This is a genomic window from Amycolatopsis stemonae, assembly GCF_054781455.1.
Genome location: NZ_BAAGUJ010000001.1, coordinates 218484 through 234678 on the forward strand (window position 1 = coordinate 218484; position 16195 = coordinate 234678).

A 16195-nucleotide genomic window follows, 5' to 3' on the forward strand; every position below is an offset into this window, starting at 1 on the left:
GCTCCTCACCGGCCGGTGAGGAGCCCTTCGTGGTTTCAGGCGACGCCGAGGTGGCGCGAGATCAGCATCTTCTGGACCTCGCTCGTGCCCTCGCCGATCTCGAGGATCTTGGCGTCGCGGTAGAAGCGGCTCACCGGGAACTCGTTCATGAAGCCGTAGCCGCCGAAGATCTGCGTCGCGTCGCGCGCGTTGTCCATCGCCGCGTTCGAGGCCACCAGCTTCGCGATCGAGGCTTCCTTCTTGAACGGCTCGCCGCGCAGCATCTTCGACGCGGCCTGGTAGTAGGCCAGGCGCGCGGTGTGCGTGCGGACCTCCATGTCGGCGATCTTGAACTGGATCGCCTGGTACTCCCCGATCCGCTTGCCGAACGCGACGCGGTCCTTGACGTACTGCAGGCACTCGTCGACGCACCCCTGCGCCAAGCCCACCGACAGCGCGGCGATCGCGACGCGGCCTTCGTCCAAAATGGACAGGAACTGCGCGTAGCCGCGGCCACGGACGCCGACCAGGTTCTCCGCCGGGACCCGGACGTCCGAAAAGGACAGTTCGTGGGTGTCCGAGCAGTTCCAGCCGACCTTCGAGTACTTCGGCGCCACCTCGAAGCCGGGCGTGCCGGACGGGATGAGGATCGCCGAGATCTCTTTGCGGCCGTTCTCCATCACGTCCGTCACGGCCGTGACCGTGACCAGGCGCGTGATGTCCGTGCCCGAGTTCGTGATGAACGCCTTGCTGCCGTTGACGACCCACTCGTAACCGTCCAAAGAGGCCCGGGTGCGCGTCGCGCCCGCGTCCGAGCCGCCGCCCGGCTCGGTGAGGCCGAAGCCGCCCAAGGCCGTCCCCGCGCACAGTTCGGGGAGCCACTTCTCCTTCTGCTCCTGGGTGCCGAAGCGGAAGATCGGCATCGCGCCGAGCGAAACGCCGGCCTCCAGGGTGATCGCGACCGACGAGTCGACCCGCGCCAGCTCTTCCAGGGCCAGGCACAGCGCGAAGTAGTCGCCGCCCATGCCGCCGAACTCTTCGGGGAACGGCAGACCGAACAGGCCCATCTCGCCCATCTTGGCGACGATCGCGTACGGGAACTCTTCCTTCTCGTACAGCTCGCCGATCACGGGCGCGACTTCGGCGTGCGCGAAGTCCTCGACGGTCTTGCGGAGGGCCTCGTACTCCTCGTCCAGGCGGAAGTCGATCACTGCTGCTCCTCTTGGGGCGAAACTACGGCTAGGGTTTCGTCGAGCGCGACCTGCTGGCCGGTCCGGACGGGCAGTTCGCTGACCACGCCGTCGATCGGCGCGGTGACGGTGTGTTCCATCTTCATCGCTTCGACGACCAGCAAGGGTGTTCCGGCCTTCACGACGTCACCCGCCGCGACCTTCACCACGAGCACCGTGCCCGGCATCGGACTGGTGACCGGCCCGGCCCCCGCGGTCTCGCCGCGCGACGAGAGCACGAATTCCTGCTCCCCGAAGGGAAAGCTCAGGCCGTCACGCGCCAGCCAGACCGTCCGGTCCGGACCGCAGGCCTGGCGGTAGCGGTGGAAGCCGCCGGCGTGCCGGACTTCGAGCACGTCGCCGTCGCGGCGGGCCGAGACCTCGACCGGCTCGCCGTCGTCGACGAAGACGGTCGCGGCCGACGGCGTGCCCTGCACCCGGACCGCGGCACGCGCCGAGCCGGACTTCAGCCGGAACGTCACCCCGCCGGAGCCGCCCATCCGCCAGCCGTCCGGCACGTCCCACGGGTCCACGACGGACCCGGTCGGCTGCAGCTCCAGCAAACGGTCCAACGCGGCCGCGACGAAGAACTCCGGCGGCACACCGGAAGAGACCAGATCGGACAGCCGCCGGTCGACCAGTTCGGTGTCGAGCCGGCCTTCGCGGACATCGGTATCGGCCAGGAGCCCCCGGAGGAACGCGGTGTTGGTGCCGACGCCCAGCAAGGCCGTGTCGGCGAGGGCCCGGTCCAGCCGGTGCAGCGCCGACGCGCGGTCCGGGCCCCAGGCGATGACCTTGGCCAGCATGGGGTCGTAGTTCGAGCCGATCACCGCGCCGCGCGTCATCCACGAGTCGACGCGCACGCCGTCGCCGGACGGCTCGTGCACCGCCAGCACCGTCCCGCCCGTCGGGATGAACCCGCGCGCCGGGTCTTCGGCGTACACCCGCGCTTCGACGGCGTGTCCATTGAGGACGACGTCTTCCTGGTTGACGGTCAGGTGTTCCCCGGCCGCCACCCGGACCTGCCACTCGACGAGGTCGAGGCCGGTGACGAGCTCGGTGACCGGGTGCTCGACCTGCAGCCGGGTGTTCATCTCCATGAAGAAGAACTCGTCGGGGTTCTTCGCCGACATGATGAACTCGACGGTGCCCGCGCCGACGTACCCGACCGAGCGCGCCGCTTCGGCGGCGGCGGTGCCCATCTTCTCGCGGGTGGCCTCGTCGAGAAGCACCGACGGCGCTTCTTCGATGATCTTCTGGTGCCGCCGCTGCAGGCTGCACTCGCGCTCGCCGAGGTGGATGACGTTGCCGTGCTCGTCGGCCAGCACCTGGATCTCGATGTGCCGCGGCGTCGTCACGAACCGCTCCATCAGGAGCGTGTCGTCGCCGAACGAGCCCTTGGCCTCGCGCCGCGCGGACTCGATCGCCGCGTCCAGCTCCTCGGGCGCGTGCACCAGCCGCATGCCCTTGCCGCCACCACCGGCGGACGGCTTGAGCAGCAGCGGATAGCCGACTTCCGCCGCGGCGGCCGCGAACCCGCCCTCGGGGATGTCCACATCGGACGCGCCGGGCACGACGGGGACCCCAGCCTTCGACACCGTCGCCTTGGCGCGGATCTTGTCGCCCATGGCCTCGATCGCCGCGACCGGCGGGCCGATGAACACCAGCCCGGCGTCCTCGCAGGCCTTCGCGAATTCGGCGTTTTCGGCCAGGAAGCCGTAGCCCGGGTGCACGGCCTGCGCGCCCGACGCCCTGGCGGCGTCGACGATGGCCGGAATCGAGAGGTAACTGCGCGCGGCTTCGGCCGGGCCGATGCGCATCGCCGTGTCGGCTTCGCGGACGTGCCGCGCGTCGGCGTCGGCGTCGCTGTAGACGGCGACCGCCCGGATGCCGAGCGCACGCAGCGTGCGGATGACGCGGACGGCGATCTCGCCGCGGTTCGCTACCAGCACTGAGTCGAACATGATCACATCCGGAAGACGCCGTAGTTGACATCGGAAAGCGGTGCGTTGGCCGCGGTCGAGAGCGCGAGGCCGAGCACCGTGCGGGTGTCCGCCGGGTCGATCACGCCGTCGTCCCACAGCCGCGCCGTCGAGTAGTACGGGCTGCCCTGCGCCTCGTACTGCTCGCGGATCGGGTCCTTGAACGCCTCTTCGTCCTCGGTGGACCATTCGCCGCCGCGGGCCTCGATGGCGTCACGGCGGACCGTCGAGAGCACCGACGCCGCCTGCTCGCCGCCCATCACCGAGATCCGCGCGTTCGGCCACATCCAGAGGAACCGTGGCGAGTACGCCCGGCCGCACATCGAATAGTTGCCGGCCCCGAACGAGCCGCCGATAACGACCGTTAACTTCGGCACCCGCGCGCAGGCCACCGCGGTGACCATCTTCGCGCCGTGCTTCGCGATGCCGCCGGCCTCGTACGCGCGCCCGACCATGAAGCCCGTGATGTTCTGCAGGAACAGCAGCGGGATCGAGCGCTTGTCGCACAGTTCGATGAAGTGCGCGCCCTTCATCGCGGACTCGGCGAACAGCACGCCGTTGTTCGCGACGATGCCCACCGGGTGGCCGTGGATCCTGGCGAACCCGGTGACCAGTGTCGACCCGTACTCCTTCTTGAACTCGCCGAACCGGCTGCCGTCGACGATCCGCGCGATGACTTCGCGCACGTCGTACGGCGTGCGCGGGTCGGTCGGCACCACGCCGTACAGCTCGGCGGGGTCGACGGCCGGTGCCTCGGTCGGCAGCACCTCCCACGGCCGCGGCGTGCGCGGGCCCAGCGTGGACACGATGGACCGGACGATCCGCAGCGCGTGCGCGTCGTCGTCGGCCAGGTGGTCGGTGACGCCGGACTGGCGCGCGTGGACGTCGCCGCCGCCGAGCTCTTCGGCCGTGACGACCTCGCCGGTCGCGGCCTTCACCAGGGGCGGCCCGCCGAGGAAGATCGTGCCCTGGTTGCGGACGATGACGGCTTCGTCGCTCATCGCCGGGACGTACGCGCCACCCGCCGTGCAGGAGCCGAGGACGGCCGCGATCTGCGGGATGCCGCGCGCGGACATCGTCGCCTGGTTGTAGAAGATCCGGCCGAAGTGTTCACGATCCGGGAAGACCTCGTCCTGCCTGGGCAGGAACGCGCCGCCGGAGTCCACCAGGTAGACGCACGGCAGGTTGTTGTGCAGCGCGACCTCCTGGGCGCGCAGGTGCTTCTTGACCGTCATCGGGTAGTACGTGCCGCCCTTGACGGTGGCGTCGTTCGCGACGACCACGCATTCGCGGCCCGAGACCCGCCCGATCCCGGTGATGATCCCGGCCGACGGCGCCTCGTCGTCGTACAGTCCGTTCGCCGCCAGGGGCGAGAGTTCGAGGAACGGCGAGCCCGGGTCGAGCAGCGTGTCGACGCGGTCGCGCGGCAGCAGCTTGCCGCGGTCGACGTGCCGGGTGCGGGCCTTCTCCGGCCCGCCCAGCCGCGCGGCGGCCAAGCGTTTGCGGAGGTCTTCGACCAGCTCCGCGTGGGATGTGGCGTTGCGGGCGTAGGCCTCGCTGTCCGGGGCAGCGGTGGTCCCCAGTGCCGGCGTGTCCATGGTCTCCCTCGAAGTTAGCAGTCGTTAACCTCGGCTCCGATGTTAGCGACCGCTAACGTGGGTGTCCAGTGACGCCGCACGCGAAAAGGCCCCCTCGTCGCCGAGGGGGCCTTTCCCGGTGGGGACGTCAGCCGATCGCGCCGCGCAGCGGGGCGTAGTAGCCGCCCGACTGCCCGGCCGCGGTCGGGTGGTACGACTCGACCACCGGCCAGGTCAGGCTGTGCAGGTAGTCGTCCGCCGACGAACAGATGTTGTGGCCGACGAACGACGGCCGGACGTCGACGAACGTCGCGCCGGCCGAGGCCGCCCGCGACTGGGTCACCGACGCCAGGGCGTCGGCGCCGGAGTTGATCGCCGACCGCTTGGTGTCGCTCAGCCCGACCCAGCAGGAGCCGGGCACGGTGTAGAAGCGCGGGTAGGACAGGACGACGAGGCGAGCGCCCGGCGCCTTGGCCTTGATCGCGTTGTAGGTGTTGGTCAGCAACGCGGGCAGGGTGTTGTTGACGTAGGTCTTCGCGGTGTTGACCCGGTTGGTGCAGTCCGAGTCGCTGCCGAGGGTGCAGGTGGTGATCACGTCGGTGAAGCCGGCGTCGTTGCCGCCGACGGTGACCGTCACCAGGTTCGCGTTGGAGGGGATGGAGTTGGCCTGGTTGATGACGTCCCCGGTTTTGGCACCGGAGCAGGCCAGGAAGGTGAACGACGTGCCGCTGTGGGCGTTGGCCCAGAGCTGGCCGTAGGCGTTCGAGCTGCGGTAGCAGCTCCCGGAGCTGCCGTAGCTCCCGGCCCCGACCCCGGAGGAGTAGGAGTCGCCGAGCGCGGCGTAGACGGTCCCGGCGGCGTGCGCGGTGCCCACGACGCCGAGAGTGGACAGGACTACGGCCCCGAGGGCCGTGCTCAACCGCAGGAAAAACCGTCGCGACAGACGGATCGGAACCCCCATGGGCCACTCCTTTGTGACAGAACCGACCCCAAAAGCACACCAGGTTGAGGCCCCACAAGGAACCCCTGGTTACCTGTAAGTAACCCACTCGGCCCACGCCGGAAGGCGGGAACAGTGTTAGCGGTCGCTAACCTCCCGCTCTAATATGACGGGATGCCGGCCAACCCGACCCCGCTCGTGAACGGCGAGAAGGCGAGCAGACGCGAGCAGATCCTGGCCGCGGCCGCCGAGCTGTTCGCCCACCACGGCTTCCACGGCGTCGGCATCGACGACATCGGCGCCGCGGTCGGCATCTCCGGCCCGGCGCTCTACCGGCACTTCCGCAGCAAGGACGCGATCCTCGGGGAGATGCTGAACTCGATCAGCCGCTACCTGCTCGACGGCGGCACGAGGTGGGCGGCCAGGCCCGGCTCGCCGGACGACACGCTGGCCGGGCTCGTGGCGTTCCACGTCGGCTTCGCGCTCGCGCACCCGGCGCTGATCACGGTCCAGGAGCGCAACCTCGCGAACCTCACCGACGCCGACCGCAAGCAGGTGCGCGCGCTGCAGCGCCAGTACGTCGAGGTGTGGGTCCGCGCGATCCGGGAAGCCATGCCGGAGCTGGAAGAACGGCAGGCGCGGTCGGCGGCACACGCCGTGTTCGGACTGATCAACTCGACCCCGTACAACCGCCATCTCGGTGACGGGGAACTCGCCGAACTGCTCTCCCGGCTCGCGCTGGGTGCCCTCCGCGCGGCCGGATGACCGACCCGGATCAAGGTATCCCCACGACCGCCGCCGCTGGTGTTTGATGGGGCACGTGGATGCGGACTGGAACGAGCAGGAGCTCGTCGAGAAGGCCCAGCGCGCGCTGACGGCGCTGAGCCTCGGAGACGACGCCGAAGCCCTCGTCGAGGTCGCGCCGACGGCCGTCGAACCGCAGGCCCGCGCGGACGAGACGAAGGCGCTGATGCTGCTGCTGTTCGGCGAATGCAGCGCGATGGTCTCCACCCTCGGCGACGGCGGCAGCGCGCCGGTGAAGGTCCAGGTCTTCGACGAAGACGGCGAAGAGGTGTCGATCGACCAGGCCGACCCGCCGGTGCGGACCGCGGTGCGGACCCTGCTGGCGGAGGTCCACGGCAACACCGAGGCCGCGCAGGAGCAGGTCGAGATCGCGCTGGCCAGCGCGGCGCCGGACGAGGTGGACAGCCTGGTGCTGCAGGCCCTGCGGTGGACGATCCGGCTGTCGGTCGAGTGCCTGGACCGCGACCTGCCGGTGGCGCCGTGGATCTCGGAAGCGGTGTCGGACTAGGCGGTCCCGGCCCGGATCGCGGCGACCAGCGTGCGCACGAGCTCGTCGCCGTCGACCTCCCACTTCTCCTTCGCCAGGTGACCGCTGAGCTCGAGCCCGGCGATGCCGTGCGCACTCGACATCAGCAGCGCGCCGTAGCGCCGGGCGTCGCGCTCGCCGACCAGGTCGGCGACGAGCGCCAAGTAGACGCTTTCGACGCGGCTCGCCGCTTCGGCGGCCACCGGGTCGCCGGCCACCGGTGTGCTGAACATCAGTGCGTACAGGTGCGGTTGCCGCCGGCCCACCGCGATGAGCGCGAGCAGGGCCCGCTCCAGGCGCGCGCTCGGCGTGGCGGCCCGCAGGTCGCCGACTTCGTCCGCCAGGGCGTTCCAGGCGTTGACGGCCAGTTCGGTCAGCAGATGCGCCTTGTCCTCGAAATGGCCGTAGGGCGCGCCGCGCGAAACACCCGCGCGGGCGCCGACCGCGCGGAGCGTCACGGCGTCCGGCCCGCCTTCGTCGAGCAGCTCGGACGCGGCGCGCACGAGCGCCTCCCGGGTCGCCGCGGCGGTTTCGGCTCGGGTCACCATGACGCCGCAGTGTAGTTGACAGTGTCACACGAAACCCGGACAGTGGTTCATATGACAACGTCACACCAAATCGTCGTCGTCACCGGCGCCTCGACGGGCATGGGCGCCGCGACCGCCCGTGAACTCGCCCGCCGCGGCTACCACGTCCTCGCCGGCGTCCGCCGCGAGCGCGACGCCGACGCGATCCGCGCCGACGGCATCGAACCGGTGCTCCTCGACATCACGCGCCCGGAGCACGTCCGGGCCCTCGCCGACCGCGTCGCCGCCGGCGGCCGGCCGCTGCGCGCACTCGTGAACAACGCGGGGATCTCGGTCAACGCGCCGGTCGAAGCGCTCCCGCTCGACGAGTGGCGGCGGGTGTTCGACGTCAACCTGTTCGGACAGGTCGCCGTCACGCAGGCGCTGCTCCCGTTCCTGCACGCGAGCCGCGGCCGGATCGTGAACATCAGCTCGGTCGGCGGAAAGGTCGCGATGGCCACCTACGGCGCGTACGGCGGCGCGAAGTTCGCGCTCGAGGCGGTCAGCGACGCGCTTCGCCGCGAACTCGCGCCACACGGCGTGCAGGTCGTCGTCGTGGAGCCCGGGGCCGTGCACACGGAGATGGGCGAACGCGGTGCCGCCACCGCCACCGGCCTCGCCGGGCGGATGAACCCCGAACACCGGCAGCGGTACGGCGGGCTCGTCGAAGCCGTCGTCGCGCAGTCGCTCGCGTACACCAGGAACGGCATGCCGGCGGACAAGGCCGGCGTCATCGTCGCCGAGGCCGCCACCGCGCGACGGCCGCGCACGCGCTACACCATCGGCCGCGACGCCGCGCTCATCACGCGCCTCGTGCGCGTCCTCCCCGACCGGGTGCTCGACCGCGTCGTCGCGGCGAACCTCCGGCGGTACTTCCCGGTGGCCGGGCGTTAACGTGCGTTAACTCGGGCGCAGCGAGCGGACGACCGGCGTCAGGTACAGCTCGGCCAGCCGGCGCCGCTGGGTGTTGTCGTCCACCGGCAGCACCGTTTCCGGCGTCAGGACCAGCGAGACGACGATCCGGATCAGCAGCTCCGCCATGCCGTCGATGTCCTCGGCCGGCAGGCTGAGCCGGCCCGCCGCGATCTCCGCGTGGAAGTGCGCCGCGATCCTCGACCGCGCCGCCGCGAACAGGCCGCCCGCCTGCACCGTCAGGTGCGGCAGGATCAGCTCCGGCTCGGTGCGCAGCAGCCGGTTCAGCAGCCGGTGCCCGCGCAGGTAGACCAGGGAGAAGCTCAACCCCTCGATGAGCTTCTCCTCCGGCGTCGCCTGCGCCTCGACGACGGCGTCGACCTTCGTCAGGAACCGCTTCATCTCCCGCAGGATCAGCGCGTTGAGCAGCTGGTCCTTCTTCGGGAAGTACCGGTAGATCGTCACGCGCGAAAGGCCGACGCGGCGCGCGACGTCGTCGACCGTGAACCGGCGCAGCCCGAAGTCCTCGGCCTGGGTCAGCGCCGCGCCCATGATCCGCTCCGCGGTCTCGTCGCCGGGCAGGTCGGCTTCGAGGGCGTGCTTCAGGAGATCGCGCATGGGCCAACCTTAGGCGGGTTTACAACTTGACGAAGATTGTTTCATGCGTTCTAGTGTTACACGACACAGGGAGGTGCGGCATGGGTGATCGCGAAGCCACGGCGGAACGCCTGCTCCGCTCGAGTGCCCGGCTCTCCTACGACCCGGACGTCGACGTGCACTGGGCAGCGCCGCTGAACGACGACCAGTTCTTCATCCCCGAAAAGCTGGTCTCGCTGTACGGCACGCCGGTGTGGGACACGCTCAGCCGCGAGCAGCGGATCGAGCTGTCACGCCAGGAGCTGGTGAACACCGTCAGCGTCGGGATCTGGTTCGAGCTGATCCTCATGCAGATGCTGCTGCGCGCGTCGTACCGGCAGGACCCGACGACCCGGCACGTGCACTACGCGCTCACCGAGGTCGCCGACGAATGCCGGCACTCCACGATGTTCGCGACGCTCATCGAGCGCGTCGGCGGCCGCCCGTACCGCAACAACCGCCGGCTCCAGCTTTCCGCGCAAGCGCTTCCGGCGATCCTGCACGGGCCGGCGATGTGGGTGGCGACGCTGATCGGCGAGGAGATCTTCGACGCGCTGCAGCGCGAGCACCTCGACGACGAGTCGGTGCAGCCGGTGGTGCGCGCGGTGATGCGGATCCACGTCACCGAAGAGGCCCGGCACGTCAAGTACGCGCGCGACGACCTGGTCCGCTCGCTGGCGAGCGCCCCGCGGTGGCGCAAGGAGTTCGCGCGGCTCGTGGTCGCGGTGGGTGCGCTGCTGATGTCGCGGCTGCTGTCCCGGCCGCGCCAGTACCTGCGCGCGGGGATCGACCCCGGCGTCGCGGTACCGGCGGCGCGCAGCAGCGAGCACCGGCGGGAAACGCTGACGTTCGGGGCTCGGAAGCTCGTCCGGTTCCTGCGGGAGAACGACCTGATCGGCGGCCCGAGCGCGGTGTTGTGGCGCCGCGCCGGAATGCTCTAGGCGGAGGGGAAGCCATGGCACTCAAGGACTTGCTGGCCGCGGGAACCGGCAGGCTCGCCGACCGGATCACCACGGCGGGCGACGAGGCGGGCGACCGCGCGGACGACGTCGCCTGGCGGGTGGCGAAGCTGTCGGACCGCGCGGCCGAACGGCTCGGCGACTACGCGGCCGGCGCCTCACGACGGGTCGCGAACCGCTTGGTGCGCCTGGGCGAGCGCGTCTCCGGCCGCTGACCCCGCCGCCTACCCCAGCAGCTGCTTCACCAGCGCCGCGATCTGGTCGGTCTCGATGAGGAACGAATCGTGGCCGTACGGCGAAGAAACCACCGACGGCTCGGGCGCGCCCGGGATCCCCGCCGCGATCTCCGCCGACTGGTACAGCGGGTAGAGCCGGTCGCTGTCCACGCCGCCGATCACCGTCCGGGCCGTCACGCGGCCCAGTGCCGAGGCCACGCCGCCGCGGTCGCGGCCGACGTCGTGGGTGTTCATCGACTCCGTCAGCACCAGGTAGCTGTTCGCGTCGAAGCGCCGGACCAGTTTGTCCGCGTGGTGGTCCAAATAGGACTCGACCGCGAACCGGCCGCCCCGCAGCGGATCCTCGTCGCCCTGGTATTCGCGGCCGAACCGCTGGGCCAGCTCCGGTTCGCTGCGGTAGGTGACGTGCGCGATCCGCCGCGCGACGCCCAGGCCGCGCCACGGCCCCGAAGGCTCCGAGTAGTAGTCACCACCGTGGAAGAACGGGTCCGACCGGATGGCGTGCAGCTGCGGCGACGCCCAGGCGATCTGCTCGGCCGACGCCCGCGCCGTGGACGCCAGCACCAGCACGGAGGCCACGCGCGCGGGGAACGTCACCGCCCACTCCAGCGCGCGCATCCCGCCCATGGACCCCCCGACGACCGCCGCCCAGCGCTCGATGCCCAAGTGGTCGGCCAGAACCGCTTCCGAAACGACCTGGTCCCGCGAGGTCACCACCGGGAACCGGCTGCCCCACGGCGTCCCGCCGGGGTCCGGGGAGGACGGCCCGGTCGAACCCTGGCAGCCGCCGAGCACGTTGGGCACCACGACGAAGAACTCGCTGGTGTCCAAGGCTTTTCCCGGCCCGATCAGGCCGTCCCACCAGCCCGCGCTGGGGTGTCCCGGCTCCGGGGGCCCGGCCGCGTGGCTGTCGCCGGTCAGGGCGTGCTCGACCAGGACGGCGTTGGACGCGTCGGAGTTCAGCGTCCCCCACGTCTCGTAGGCGAGGGTGAACGACGGCAGCACGCCACCGGCCTCCAGCGCGAGCGCGCCGGGGCCGGTGACGAACTCCCGGCGGCCCGGCGGATCACCGATCCGCCAGGCGCCGGTAACGGTCACAGTTCCGCCTTGGCCGCCCGGAATCCGGCCTCCAGGTCCGCCTTGAGGTCCTCGATCCCCTCCAGCCCGACGGCGATCCGGACCAGGCCCGGCGTCACGCCGCTGGCGAGCTGCTCCTCCGCCGAAAGCTGGCTGTGCGTGGTCGACGCCGGGTGCACGATCAGGCTCCGGACGTCGCCGAGGTTCACCAGCTGGCTGTGCAGTTCGGTGCCGTCGACGAACTTCCGGCCCGCCTCGACGCCGCCGCGCAGGTCGAACGACAGGACCGCGCCCGCGCCGCGCGGCAGGTACTTCTGCTTGGCCGCGTAGAAGGGGCTCGACGGCAGGCCGGCGTAGTACACCTTTTCGACCTCATCGCGCTGTTCCAGCCACTCGGCGAGGGCCTGCGCGTTCTGCACGTGCCGCTCGACGCGCAGCGACAGCGTCTCGATGCCCTGCAGGATCAGGAAGCTGTTCAGCGGGGCGATCGCCGCGCCCGTGTCGCGCAGCAGCTGGACGCGCGCCTTCGCCGCGTACGCGCCCGGGCCGAGCGCCTCCCAGTACTTCAGGCCGTGGTAGCTCGGGTCCGGCTCGGTGAAGCCCGGGAACTTCGCCGGGTCCTTGCCGAAGTCGAACGTGCCGCCGTCGACCAGGACACCGGCGATCGTCGTGCCGTGGCCGCCGAGGTACTTGGTGGCCGAGTGGATCACGACGTCGGCGCCGTGCTCGATCGGGCGAACCAGGTACGGCGTCGGGATGGTGTTGTCGACCAGCAGCGGGACGCCGGCCTCGTGCGCGGTGTCGGCGACGCCGCGGATGTCGAGGACGTTGCTGCCCGGGTTGGCGAGCGTCTCGGCGAAGAAGAACTTCGTGTTCGGCCGGACGGCGGCGCGCCACTGCTCGAGGTCGTCCTGGTCGTCGATGAACGTGACCTCGATGCCGAGCTTCGGCAGCGTGTAGTGGAAGAGGTTGTAGGTGCCGCCGTAGAGCGACTGGCTGGACACGAAGTGGTCGCCCGCGCCCGCCAGGTTCAGGATCGCCGCCGTGGTCGCGGCCGAGCCGGACGCGAACGCCAGCGCCGCGACCCCGCCTTCGAGGGAGGCGACGCGCTGCTCCAGCACGTCCTGCGTCGGGTTCATGATCCGCGTGTAGATGTTGCCGGGCTCGGCCAGGCTGAACAGGTCGGCGCCGTGCTGGCTGTCGCGGAAGACGTACGACGTCGTCTGGTAGATCGGGGTCGCCCGCGCGCCCGTGGCCGGATCCGGCGCGGCGCCCGCGTGGATCTGCCTGGTCTCGAAGGACCACGCCGAGGTGTCGTCCGCGCTCATCGGTTTCTCCTTGCGGGTCAAGGGGTTAGTCCGCCCCCGAAGCTACTTCGGCCGAACGGAGTACCCAACCGTTCCCACGTCCTGGGAGCCCACTCCCCTTGCCCGTCGAATATCTCTGTGTCTAAGATATCTCCACAGGGAGATTCACGGACTGGGAGGAAGTCATGTCGGAGCGGGTACAGGTGCTGGTCGTGGGGGCCGGGCTGGGCGGATTGTCGGCGTCGCTGTTCCTGGCGCGGGCGGGAGTGGACGTGCTGACCGTCGAACGCCACGCCGGAACGTCGGTCCACTCACGGGCCGCCGGGCAGAACTGGCGCACGATGGAGTTGTTCCACTGGGCAGGAATCGACCGCGAAGTCCTCGAAGTGAGCCCGCGGGCGTCCCAGGGGCTGCGGATCACCGTCGCGACCAGCCTGGCCGGCCGCGTCCTGCACCGGCTGATGGAGGACGGCAGCGAGTTCGACGTCTCGGCGTCGACGACGATGCCCGCCGGGATGGCGGGCCAGGACGTCGTCGAGCCGATCCTGCTGGCCCACGCGGAGAAGGCGGGCGCGCGGGTGCGGTTCCGGACCGAACTCGCCGACCTCGCGCAGGACGAAGCCGGCGTCACCGCGACACTGCGGCACCGCGACTCCGGCGAGGAGACGGTGGTGCGCGCGGACTACGTCGTCGCGGCCGACGGCGGCCGCAGCGGCATCCGGGCCCGCCTCGGCATCGGGACCACCGGGCTGGACGCGCTGAGCCACTGCCTCGGCGTGGTGTTCGACGCCGACCTCGGCGACCGCGTCCAGGCCGGCGTGACCGACCTGTTCTACCTGCAGCACGGCGACTTCACGGCCGGGCTGGTCAACACCGACGTCCCGGACCGGTACGTCTTCGCGCCCGACTACTTCCCCGAGAAGGGCGAGAGCCCGGCGGACTTCACCCACGACCGGCTGGTGGCGATGATCCGCGCCGCCACCGACCTGCCGGACCTCGAGCCGGAGATCGTCTGGACCGGCTCGTGGGAGGTCGCCGCGCGCCTGGCCGACCGGTTCCGCGACGGGCGCGTCTTCCTGGTCGGCGACGCGGCGAAGGTGACGCCGCCGACCGGTGGCCAGGGTGGCAACACGGCAGTCGGCGACGGCGCGGACCTGGCGTGGAAGCTCGCCGCCGTGCTGCGCGGCGAAGCGGGCCCGGCCCTGCTCGACACCTACGAAGCCGAGCGGCGGCCGATCGCGCGGATGATCATCGACACGTCGCTGCACAACATGAAGCAGCGGATGCACCCCGGCCTCGACGTCTCGGGGATCACCGAGCCCGAGGACATGCTGAACGCCGTCCTCGGGTTCCGGTACCGCTCGACCGCCGTGCTGACGGAGGAGCCGGACGACGGTTCCCGGGTCGAGGACATCCACGCGCCGACCGGGCGGCCCGGCGTCCGCGCGCCGGGCCTGGCGTCCACTTTGGACCTGCTCGGCCGGGGGTGGGTGCTGCTGTGCGCGGGCGACGGCTGGACGTCGGCCGCGGCCGACGCCGGCATCGACTGCCACGTCGTCGACGACGACCGGTTCGCCCCGCGCTACGGGCTTTCGCGAGGGGGCGCGTCGCTCGTGCGCCCGGACGGGATCGTCGCCTGGCGGGCCCCGGAGCCGGTCGCCGACCCCGCGGCCGAGCTGCGGCGGGTGCTGGACGCGGTCCTCTCGCGCTAGACACGTCGTGAGCGGGAAACCAGTGCAGGAACCCGGTTTCCCGCTCACGACGTGCTTCACCGGGCCGCGGGCCGCCGGGCCGCGCGCACGAAGTGCTCGTGGAGGTCGCGCACGTGCTCGGCCCAGAACGCCTGGCGCCCGCCGCGGCTGCGCGGCACCGCCAGGCCCTTGCGGCTCGCGAGCCGGTAGAACCCGGGTCCGGCGTCGTCGGCGCCGAGGTCCCGCACGAACGCCCCGAGCAGCCGGCCACCCGCCTCTTCGAAGGCGGCCTCCGAGACGCGGTCGACCAGGTGGGCCATGCCCGCGCGGCCGTCGCCGGTGGTGAAGTCGAACCGGGCGTGTCCCGTGCAGCGGGCCAGCGCGGACGCGAATTCCCCGTAGGAGATCGTCCGGTTCACCACGGCTCTCGCGACCAGGATCGCCTTCCCCGCCACGACCAGCCTTTCCCATTCCGCCTCGTCACGCCCGTACACTTCATCACCTCGCGTTTTCCCGAAAAACCGTGTGATCGCCATTCCCGCGTCACCCGCCCAGGACGCGCGGGACGAGAGGATGCCACAAGGCCCCGGAACGCCGGATGGCGGGCCGGTCTTCTTGTCCTGCAAGGAAAATTCGGACACCTGTGTCGGCGCGGCCGTCCCCGCGGTATGCCACGCGGTGGTTTCTTTTCGCTCCCAACGGTTCATCGGCAGGAATTTTCGGCGATTGCGAAAAACGGGGGAACCCCCTGGGAAGGCGCCCGCGACTGTCATAGAGTCGGCCCTCTCCTCGGGCCTGAATTCGATCAGTCCCGCCATTTCCGGAAATTCCAGGGAGCGCGGTGGCCGACACCCGAGACCGGTCTTCGTTCGACTTTCTCGCCTGGGTGCTGGGCGCGTGCCGGACCGATCGGGTCACCGGCTGCCTCTACCTCGCGGGCCGTCCCGGTGGCGTCGTCCACCTGCGAGACGGCGCGGTGGTGGCGGTCGACAGCCCGGGCGCGCCGGGGGTGGACGCGCTGCTGCTGCGCTCGGGCCGGATCAGCGAGGCGGACTGGTCCGCGGTCGTGCGCGCCGGCGCGGACCCGCACGACGAGCTGCGCGAGCGCGCCGGGATCGGGGGCGCCGAGCTGCGGCTGGTCACGACGACGGCCTGCCACGACGGGGTGTTCGCGGTCGTCGCGGGCTCGATCGACGAGTACGCCGTGGACCGCCGGCCGCTGGACGTCGCGCTGCCGATCACGCCGGGCGTGGACCTCGACCGGCTGCTGGCCGAAACCTCGCGGCGGATCGACGCGCTCGCGTCGCTGGCCACGCCGGTCGCCCCGCACCGCGAACGGCTCGAGCCCGCGCCCGGCGCCGACCCGCCCGCGGCCGCACTGAGCCCGGCGCGCCGCGACATCATCGCGTGCGCCGACGGCCGCCGCTGCGCCCGCGACATCGCGTTCGTGCTGGGCCGCAACGTCTTCCCGGTGACGGTCGAGGTGTCCAGGATGGTCGGCGACGGGCTCCTGGCCGTGGCCGGCGCCGCGCCGGTGGCCATCGCCGGCCCGCTCCCGTCACTGCGCCCCCGCGCCCCCGAGCCGCCCGGGACCGAAGGCGACACCGACCCGAAACCACCCCTGCCGCGGCGCGAACCCGGCGCGAGCGGCGTCACGGACGACGCGCGTGCGCCCCGCGTTTCCGGCTGGCAGGTGCTGCCCCGGCTCTTCAACCGCATCCGGGCCGGCCCCTCGCACCAGGAGGACCCCGACCCTTCGTGACCCCCGTCCCCC

Annotated in this window: 16 protein-coding genes; 7 read left to right on the forward strand and 9 right to left on the reverse strand. The window is 71.3% G+C overall.

The window, feature by feature from the left end:
• Positions 1 to 35: 35 nt before the first annotated feature.
• The 4 genes from ACYVLJ_RS01175 to ACYVLJ_RS01190 form a co-directional block, all read right to left on the reverse strand.
• Positions 36 to 1190 carry an acyl-CoA dehydrogenase family protein gene (locus ACYVLJ_RS01175; protein WP_460437464.1) on the reverse strand — a complete coding sequence of 385 codons (1155 nt, stop codon included), beginning with the start codon at positions 1188 to 1190 and terminating at the stop codon, positions 36 to 38.
• A complete protein-coding gene (locus ACYVLJ_RS01180; RefSeq protein WP_460437465.1) occupies positions 1187 to 3172 on the reverse strand; it encodes an acetyl/propionyl/methylcrotonyl-CoA carboxylase subunit alpha in 1986 nt (661 codons plus the stop codon). Before ACYVLJ_RS01180 ends, ACYVLJ_RS01175 begins: the two co-directional genes overlap by 4 nt.
• A 2-nt stretch (positions 3173 to 3174) precedes the next feature.
• Complete coding sequence (locus tag ACYVLJ_RS01185; RefSeq protein ID WP_460437466.1) at positions 3175 to 4788, reverse strand: carboxyl transferase domain-containing protein; 1614 nt, start codon at positions 4786 to 4788, stop codon at positions 3175 to 3177.
• 127 nt (positions 4789 to 4915) lie between these two features.
• Positions 4916 to 5686 (reverse strand): SGNH/GDSL hydrolase family protein, encoded by a 771-nt coding sequence (locus ACYVLJ_RS01190; protein WP_451969800.1) that lies wholly within the window; start codon positions 5684 to 5686, stop codon positions 4916 to 4918.
• A gap of 195 nt (positions 5687 to 5881) precedes the next feature.
• Here ACYVLJ_RS01190 and ACYVLJ_RS01195 point away from each other — a divergent pair, with 195 nt between their 5' ends.
• Both ACYVLJ_RS01195 and ACYVLJ_RS01200 read left to right on the forward strand, forming a co-directional pair.
• Complete coding sequence (locus ACYVLJ_RS01195; RefSeq protein WP_451967923.1) at positions 5882 to 6472, forward strand: SACE_7040 family transcriptional regulator; 591 nt, start codon at positions 5882 to 5884, stop codon at positions 6470 to 6472.
• Positions 6473 to 6518: 46 nt separating this feature from the next.
• On the forward strand, positions 6519 to 7019 hold the full coding sequence (locus ACYVLJ_RS01200; protein ID WP_451967926.1) for a hypothetical protein: 501 nt from the start codon (positions 6519 to 6521) through the stop codon (positions 7017 to 7019).
• Here ACYVLJ_RS01200 and ACYVLJ_RS01205 read toward each other — a convergent pair.
• Positions 7016 to 7585: a TetR/AcrR family transcriptional regulator gene (locus tag ACYVLJ_RS01205; RefSeq protein WP_460437467.1), complete on the reverse strand. Its 570-nt coding sequence runs from the start codon at positions 7583 to 7585 to the stop codon at positions 7016 to 7018. The two genes, ACYVLJ_RS01200 and ACYVLJ_RS01205, sit on opposite strands and share 4 nt — an antisense overlap.
• Positions 7586 to 7636: 51 nt before the next feature.
• On the opposite strand from ACYVLJ_RS01205, the gene ACYVLJ_RS01210 reads away from it, so the two are divergent.
• The gene (locus ACYVLJ_RS01210) at positions 7637 to 8497 is read left to right on the forward strand and encodes an SDR family oxidoreductase (RefSeq protein WP_460437468.1); all 861 of its coding nucleotides are present in this window, start codon (positions 7637 to 7639) and stop codon (positions 8495 to 8497) included.
• 6 nt (positions 8498 to 8503) lie between these two features.
• On the opposite strand, the gene ACYVLJ_RS01215 is transcribed toward ACYVLJ_RS01210, so the two are convergent.
• Positions 8504 to 9133 carry a TetR/AcrR family transcriptional regulator gene (locus tag ACYVLJ_RS01215; RefSeq protein ID WP_460437469.1) on the reverse strand — a complete coding sequence of 210 codons (630 nt, stop codon included), beginning with the start codon at positions 9131 to 9133 and terminating at the stop codon, positions 8504 to 8506.
• 80 nt (positions 9134 to 9213) lie between these two features.
• On the opposite strand from ACYVLJ_RS01215, the gene ACYVLJ_RS01220 reads away from it, so the two are divergent.
• Both ACYVLJ_RS01220 and ACYVLJ_RS01225 read left to right on the forward strand, forming a co-directional pair.
• Positions 9214 to 10092, forward strand: coding sequence for an AurF N-oxygenase family protein (locus ACYVLJ_RS01220; protein ID WP_460437470.1), 879 nt, complete (start codon positions 9214 to 9216; stop codon positions 10090 to 10092).
• A 14-nt stretch (positions 10093 to 10106) separates the two neighbouring features.
• Positions 10107 to 10325, forward strand: coding sequence for a hypothetical protein (locus ACYVLJ_RS01225; RefSeq protein ID WP_451967936.1), 219 nt, complete (start codon positions 10107 to 10109; stop codon positions 10323 to 10325).
• A 9-nt stretch (positions 10326 to 10334) separates the two neighbouring features.
• Here ACYVLJ_RS01225 and metX read toward each other — a convergent pair whose 3' ends face one another.
• Positions 10335 to 11444 carry a homoserine O-acetyltransferase family protein gene (metX, locus tag ACYVLJ_RS01230; RefSeq protein WP_460437471.1) on the reverse strand — a complete coding sequence of 370 codons (1110 nt, stop codon included), beginning with the start codon at positions 11442 to 11444 and terminating at the stop codon, positions 10335 to 10337.
• Complete coding sequence (locus ACYVLJ_RS01235) at positions 11441 to 12751, reverse strand: bifunctional o-acetylhomoserine/o-acetylserine sulfhydrylase (protein WP_451967940.1); 1311 nt, start codon at positions 12749 to 12751, stop codon at positions 11441 to 11443. Before ACYVLJ_RS01235 ends, metX begins: the two co-directional genes overlap by 4 nt.
• Positions 12752 to 12915: 164 nt before the next feature.
• Here ACYVLJ_RS01235 and rdmE point away from each other — a divergent pair, with 164 nt between their 5' ends.
• Positions 12916 to 14442 (forward strand): Rossmann-fold NAD(P)-binding domain-containing protein, encoded by a 1527-nt coding sequence (gene rdmE, locus ACYVLJ_RS01240; RefSeq protein ID WP_460437472.1) that lies wholly within the window; start codon positions 12916 to 12918, stop codon positions 14440 to 14442.
• Between the two features lie 56 nt (positions 14443 to 14498).
• Here rdmE and ACYVLJ_RS01245 read toward each other — a convergent pair whose 3' ends face one another.
• Entirely contained in the window at positions 14499 to 14915 is a 417-nt protein-coding gene (locus ACYVLJ_RS01245; protein ID WP_460437473.1) for a hypothetical protein, read from the reverse strand.
• A 347-nt stretch (positions 14916 to 15262) separates the two neighbouring features.
• Between ACYVLJ_RS01245 and ACYVLJ_RS01250 the strand changes: the two genes are divergently transcribed.
• On the forward strand, positions 15263 to 16183 hold the full coding sequence (locus ACYVLJ_RS01250) for a hypothetical protein (RefSeq protein WP_451967946.1): 921 nt from the start codon (positions 15263 to 15265) through the stop codon (positions 16181 to 16183).
• Positions 16184 to 16195: the final 12 nt, after the last annotated feature.

Excerpts from the sequence above, each read along its gene's own strand:
- ACYVLJ_RS01180 (WP_460437465.1), bottom strand. The coding sequence starts at position 3,172 with ATGTTCGACTCAGTGCTGGTAGCGAACCGCGGCGAGATCGCCGTCCGC.
- ACYVLJ_RS01185 (WP_460437466.1), bottom strand. The coding sequence starts at position 4,788 with ATGGACACGCCGGCACTGGGGACCACCGCTGCCCCGGACAGCGAGGCC.
- ACYVLJ_RS01195 (WP_451967923.1), top strand. The coding sequence starts at position 5,882 with ATGCCGGCCAACCCGACCCCGCTCGTGAACGGCGAGAAGGCGAGCAGA.
- ACYVLJ_RS01200 (WP_451967926.1), top strand. The coding sequence starts at position 6,519 with ATGGGGCACGTGGATGCGGACTGGAACGAGCAGGAGCTCGTCGAGAAG.
- ACYVLJ_RS01205 (WP_460437467.1), bottom strand. The coding sequence starts at position 7,585 with ATGGTGACCCGAGCCGAAACCGCCGCGGCGACCCGGGAGGCGCTCGTG.
- ACYVLJ_RS01210 (WP_460437468.1), top strand. The coding sequence starts at position 7,637 with ATGACAACGTCACACCAAATCGTCGTCGTCACCGGCGCCTCGACGGGC.
- ACYVLJ_RS01215 (WP_460437469.1), bottom strand. The coding sequence starts at position 9,133 with ATGCGCGATCTCCTGAAGCACGCCCTCGAAGCCGACCTGCCCGGCGAC.
- ACYVLJ_RS01220 (WP_460437470.1), top strand. The coding sequence starts at position 9,214 with ATGGGTGATCGCGAAGCCACGGCGGAACGCCTGCTCCGCTCGAGTGCC.
- ACYVLJ_RS01225 (WP_451967936.1), top strand. The coding sequence starts at position 10,107 with ATGGCACTCAAGGACTTGCTGGCCGCGGGAACCGGCAGGCTCGCCGAC.
- ACYVLJ_RS01235 (WP_451967940.1), bottom strand. The coding sequence starts at position 12,751 with ATGAGCGCGGACGACACCTCGGCGTGGTCCTTCGAGACCAGGCAGATC.
- rdmE (WP_460437472.1), top strand. The coding sequence starts at position 12,916 with ATGTCGGAGCGGGTACAGGTGCTGGTCGTGGGGGCCGGGCTGGGCGGA.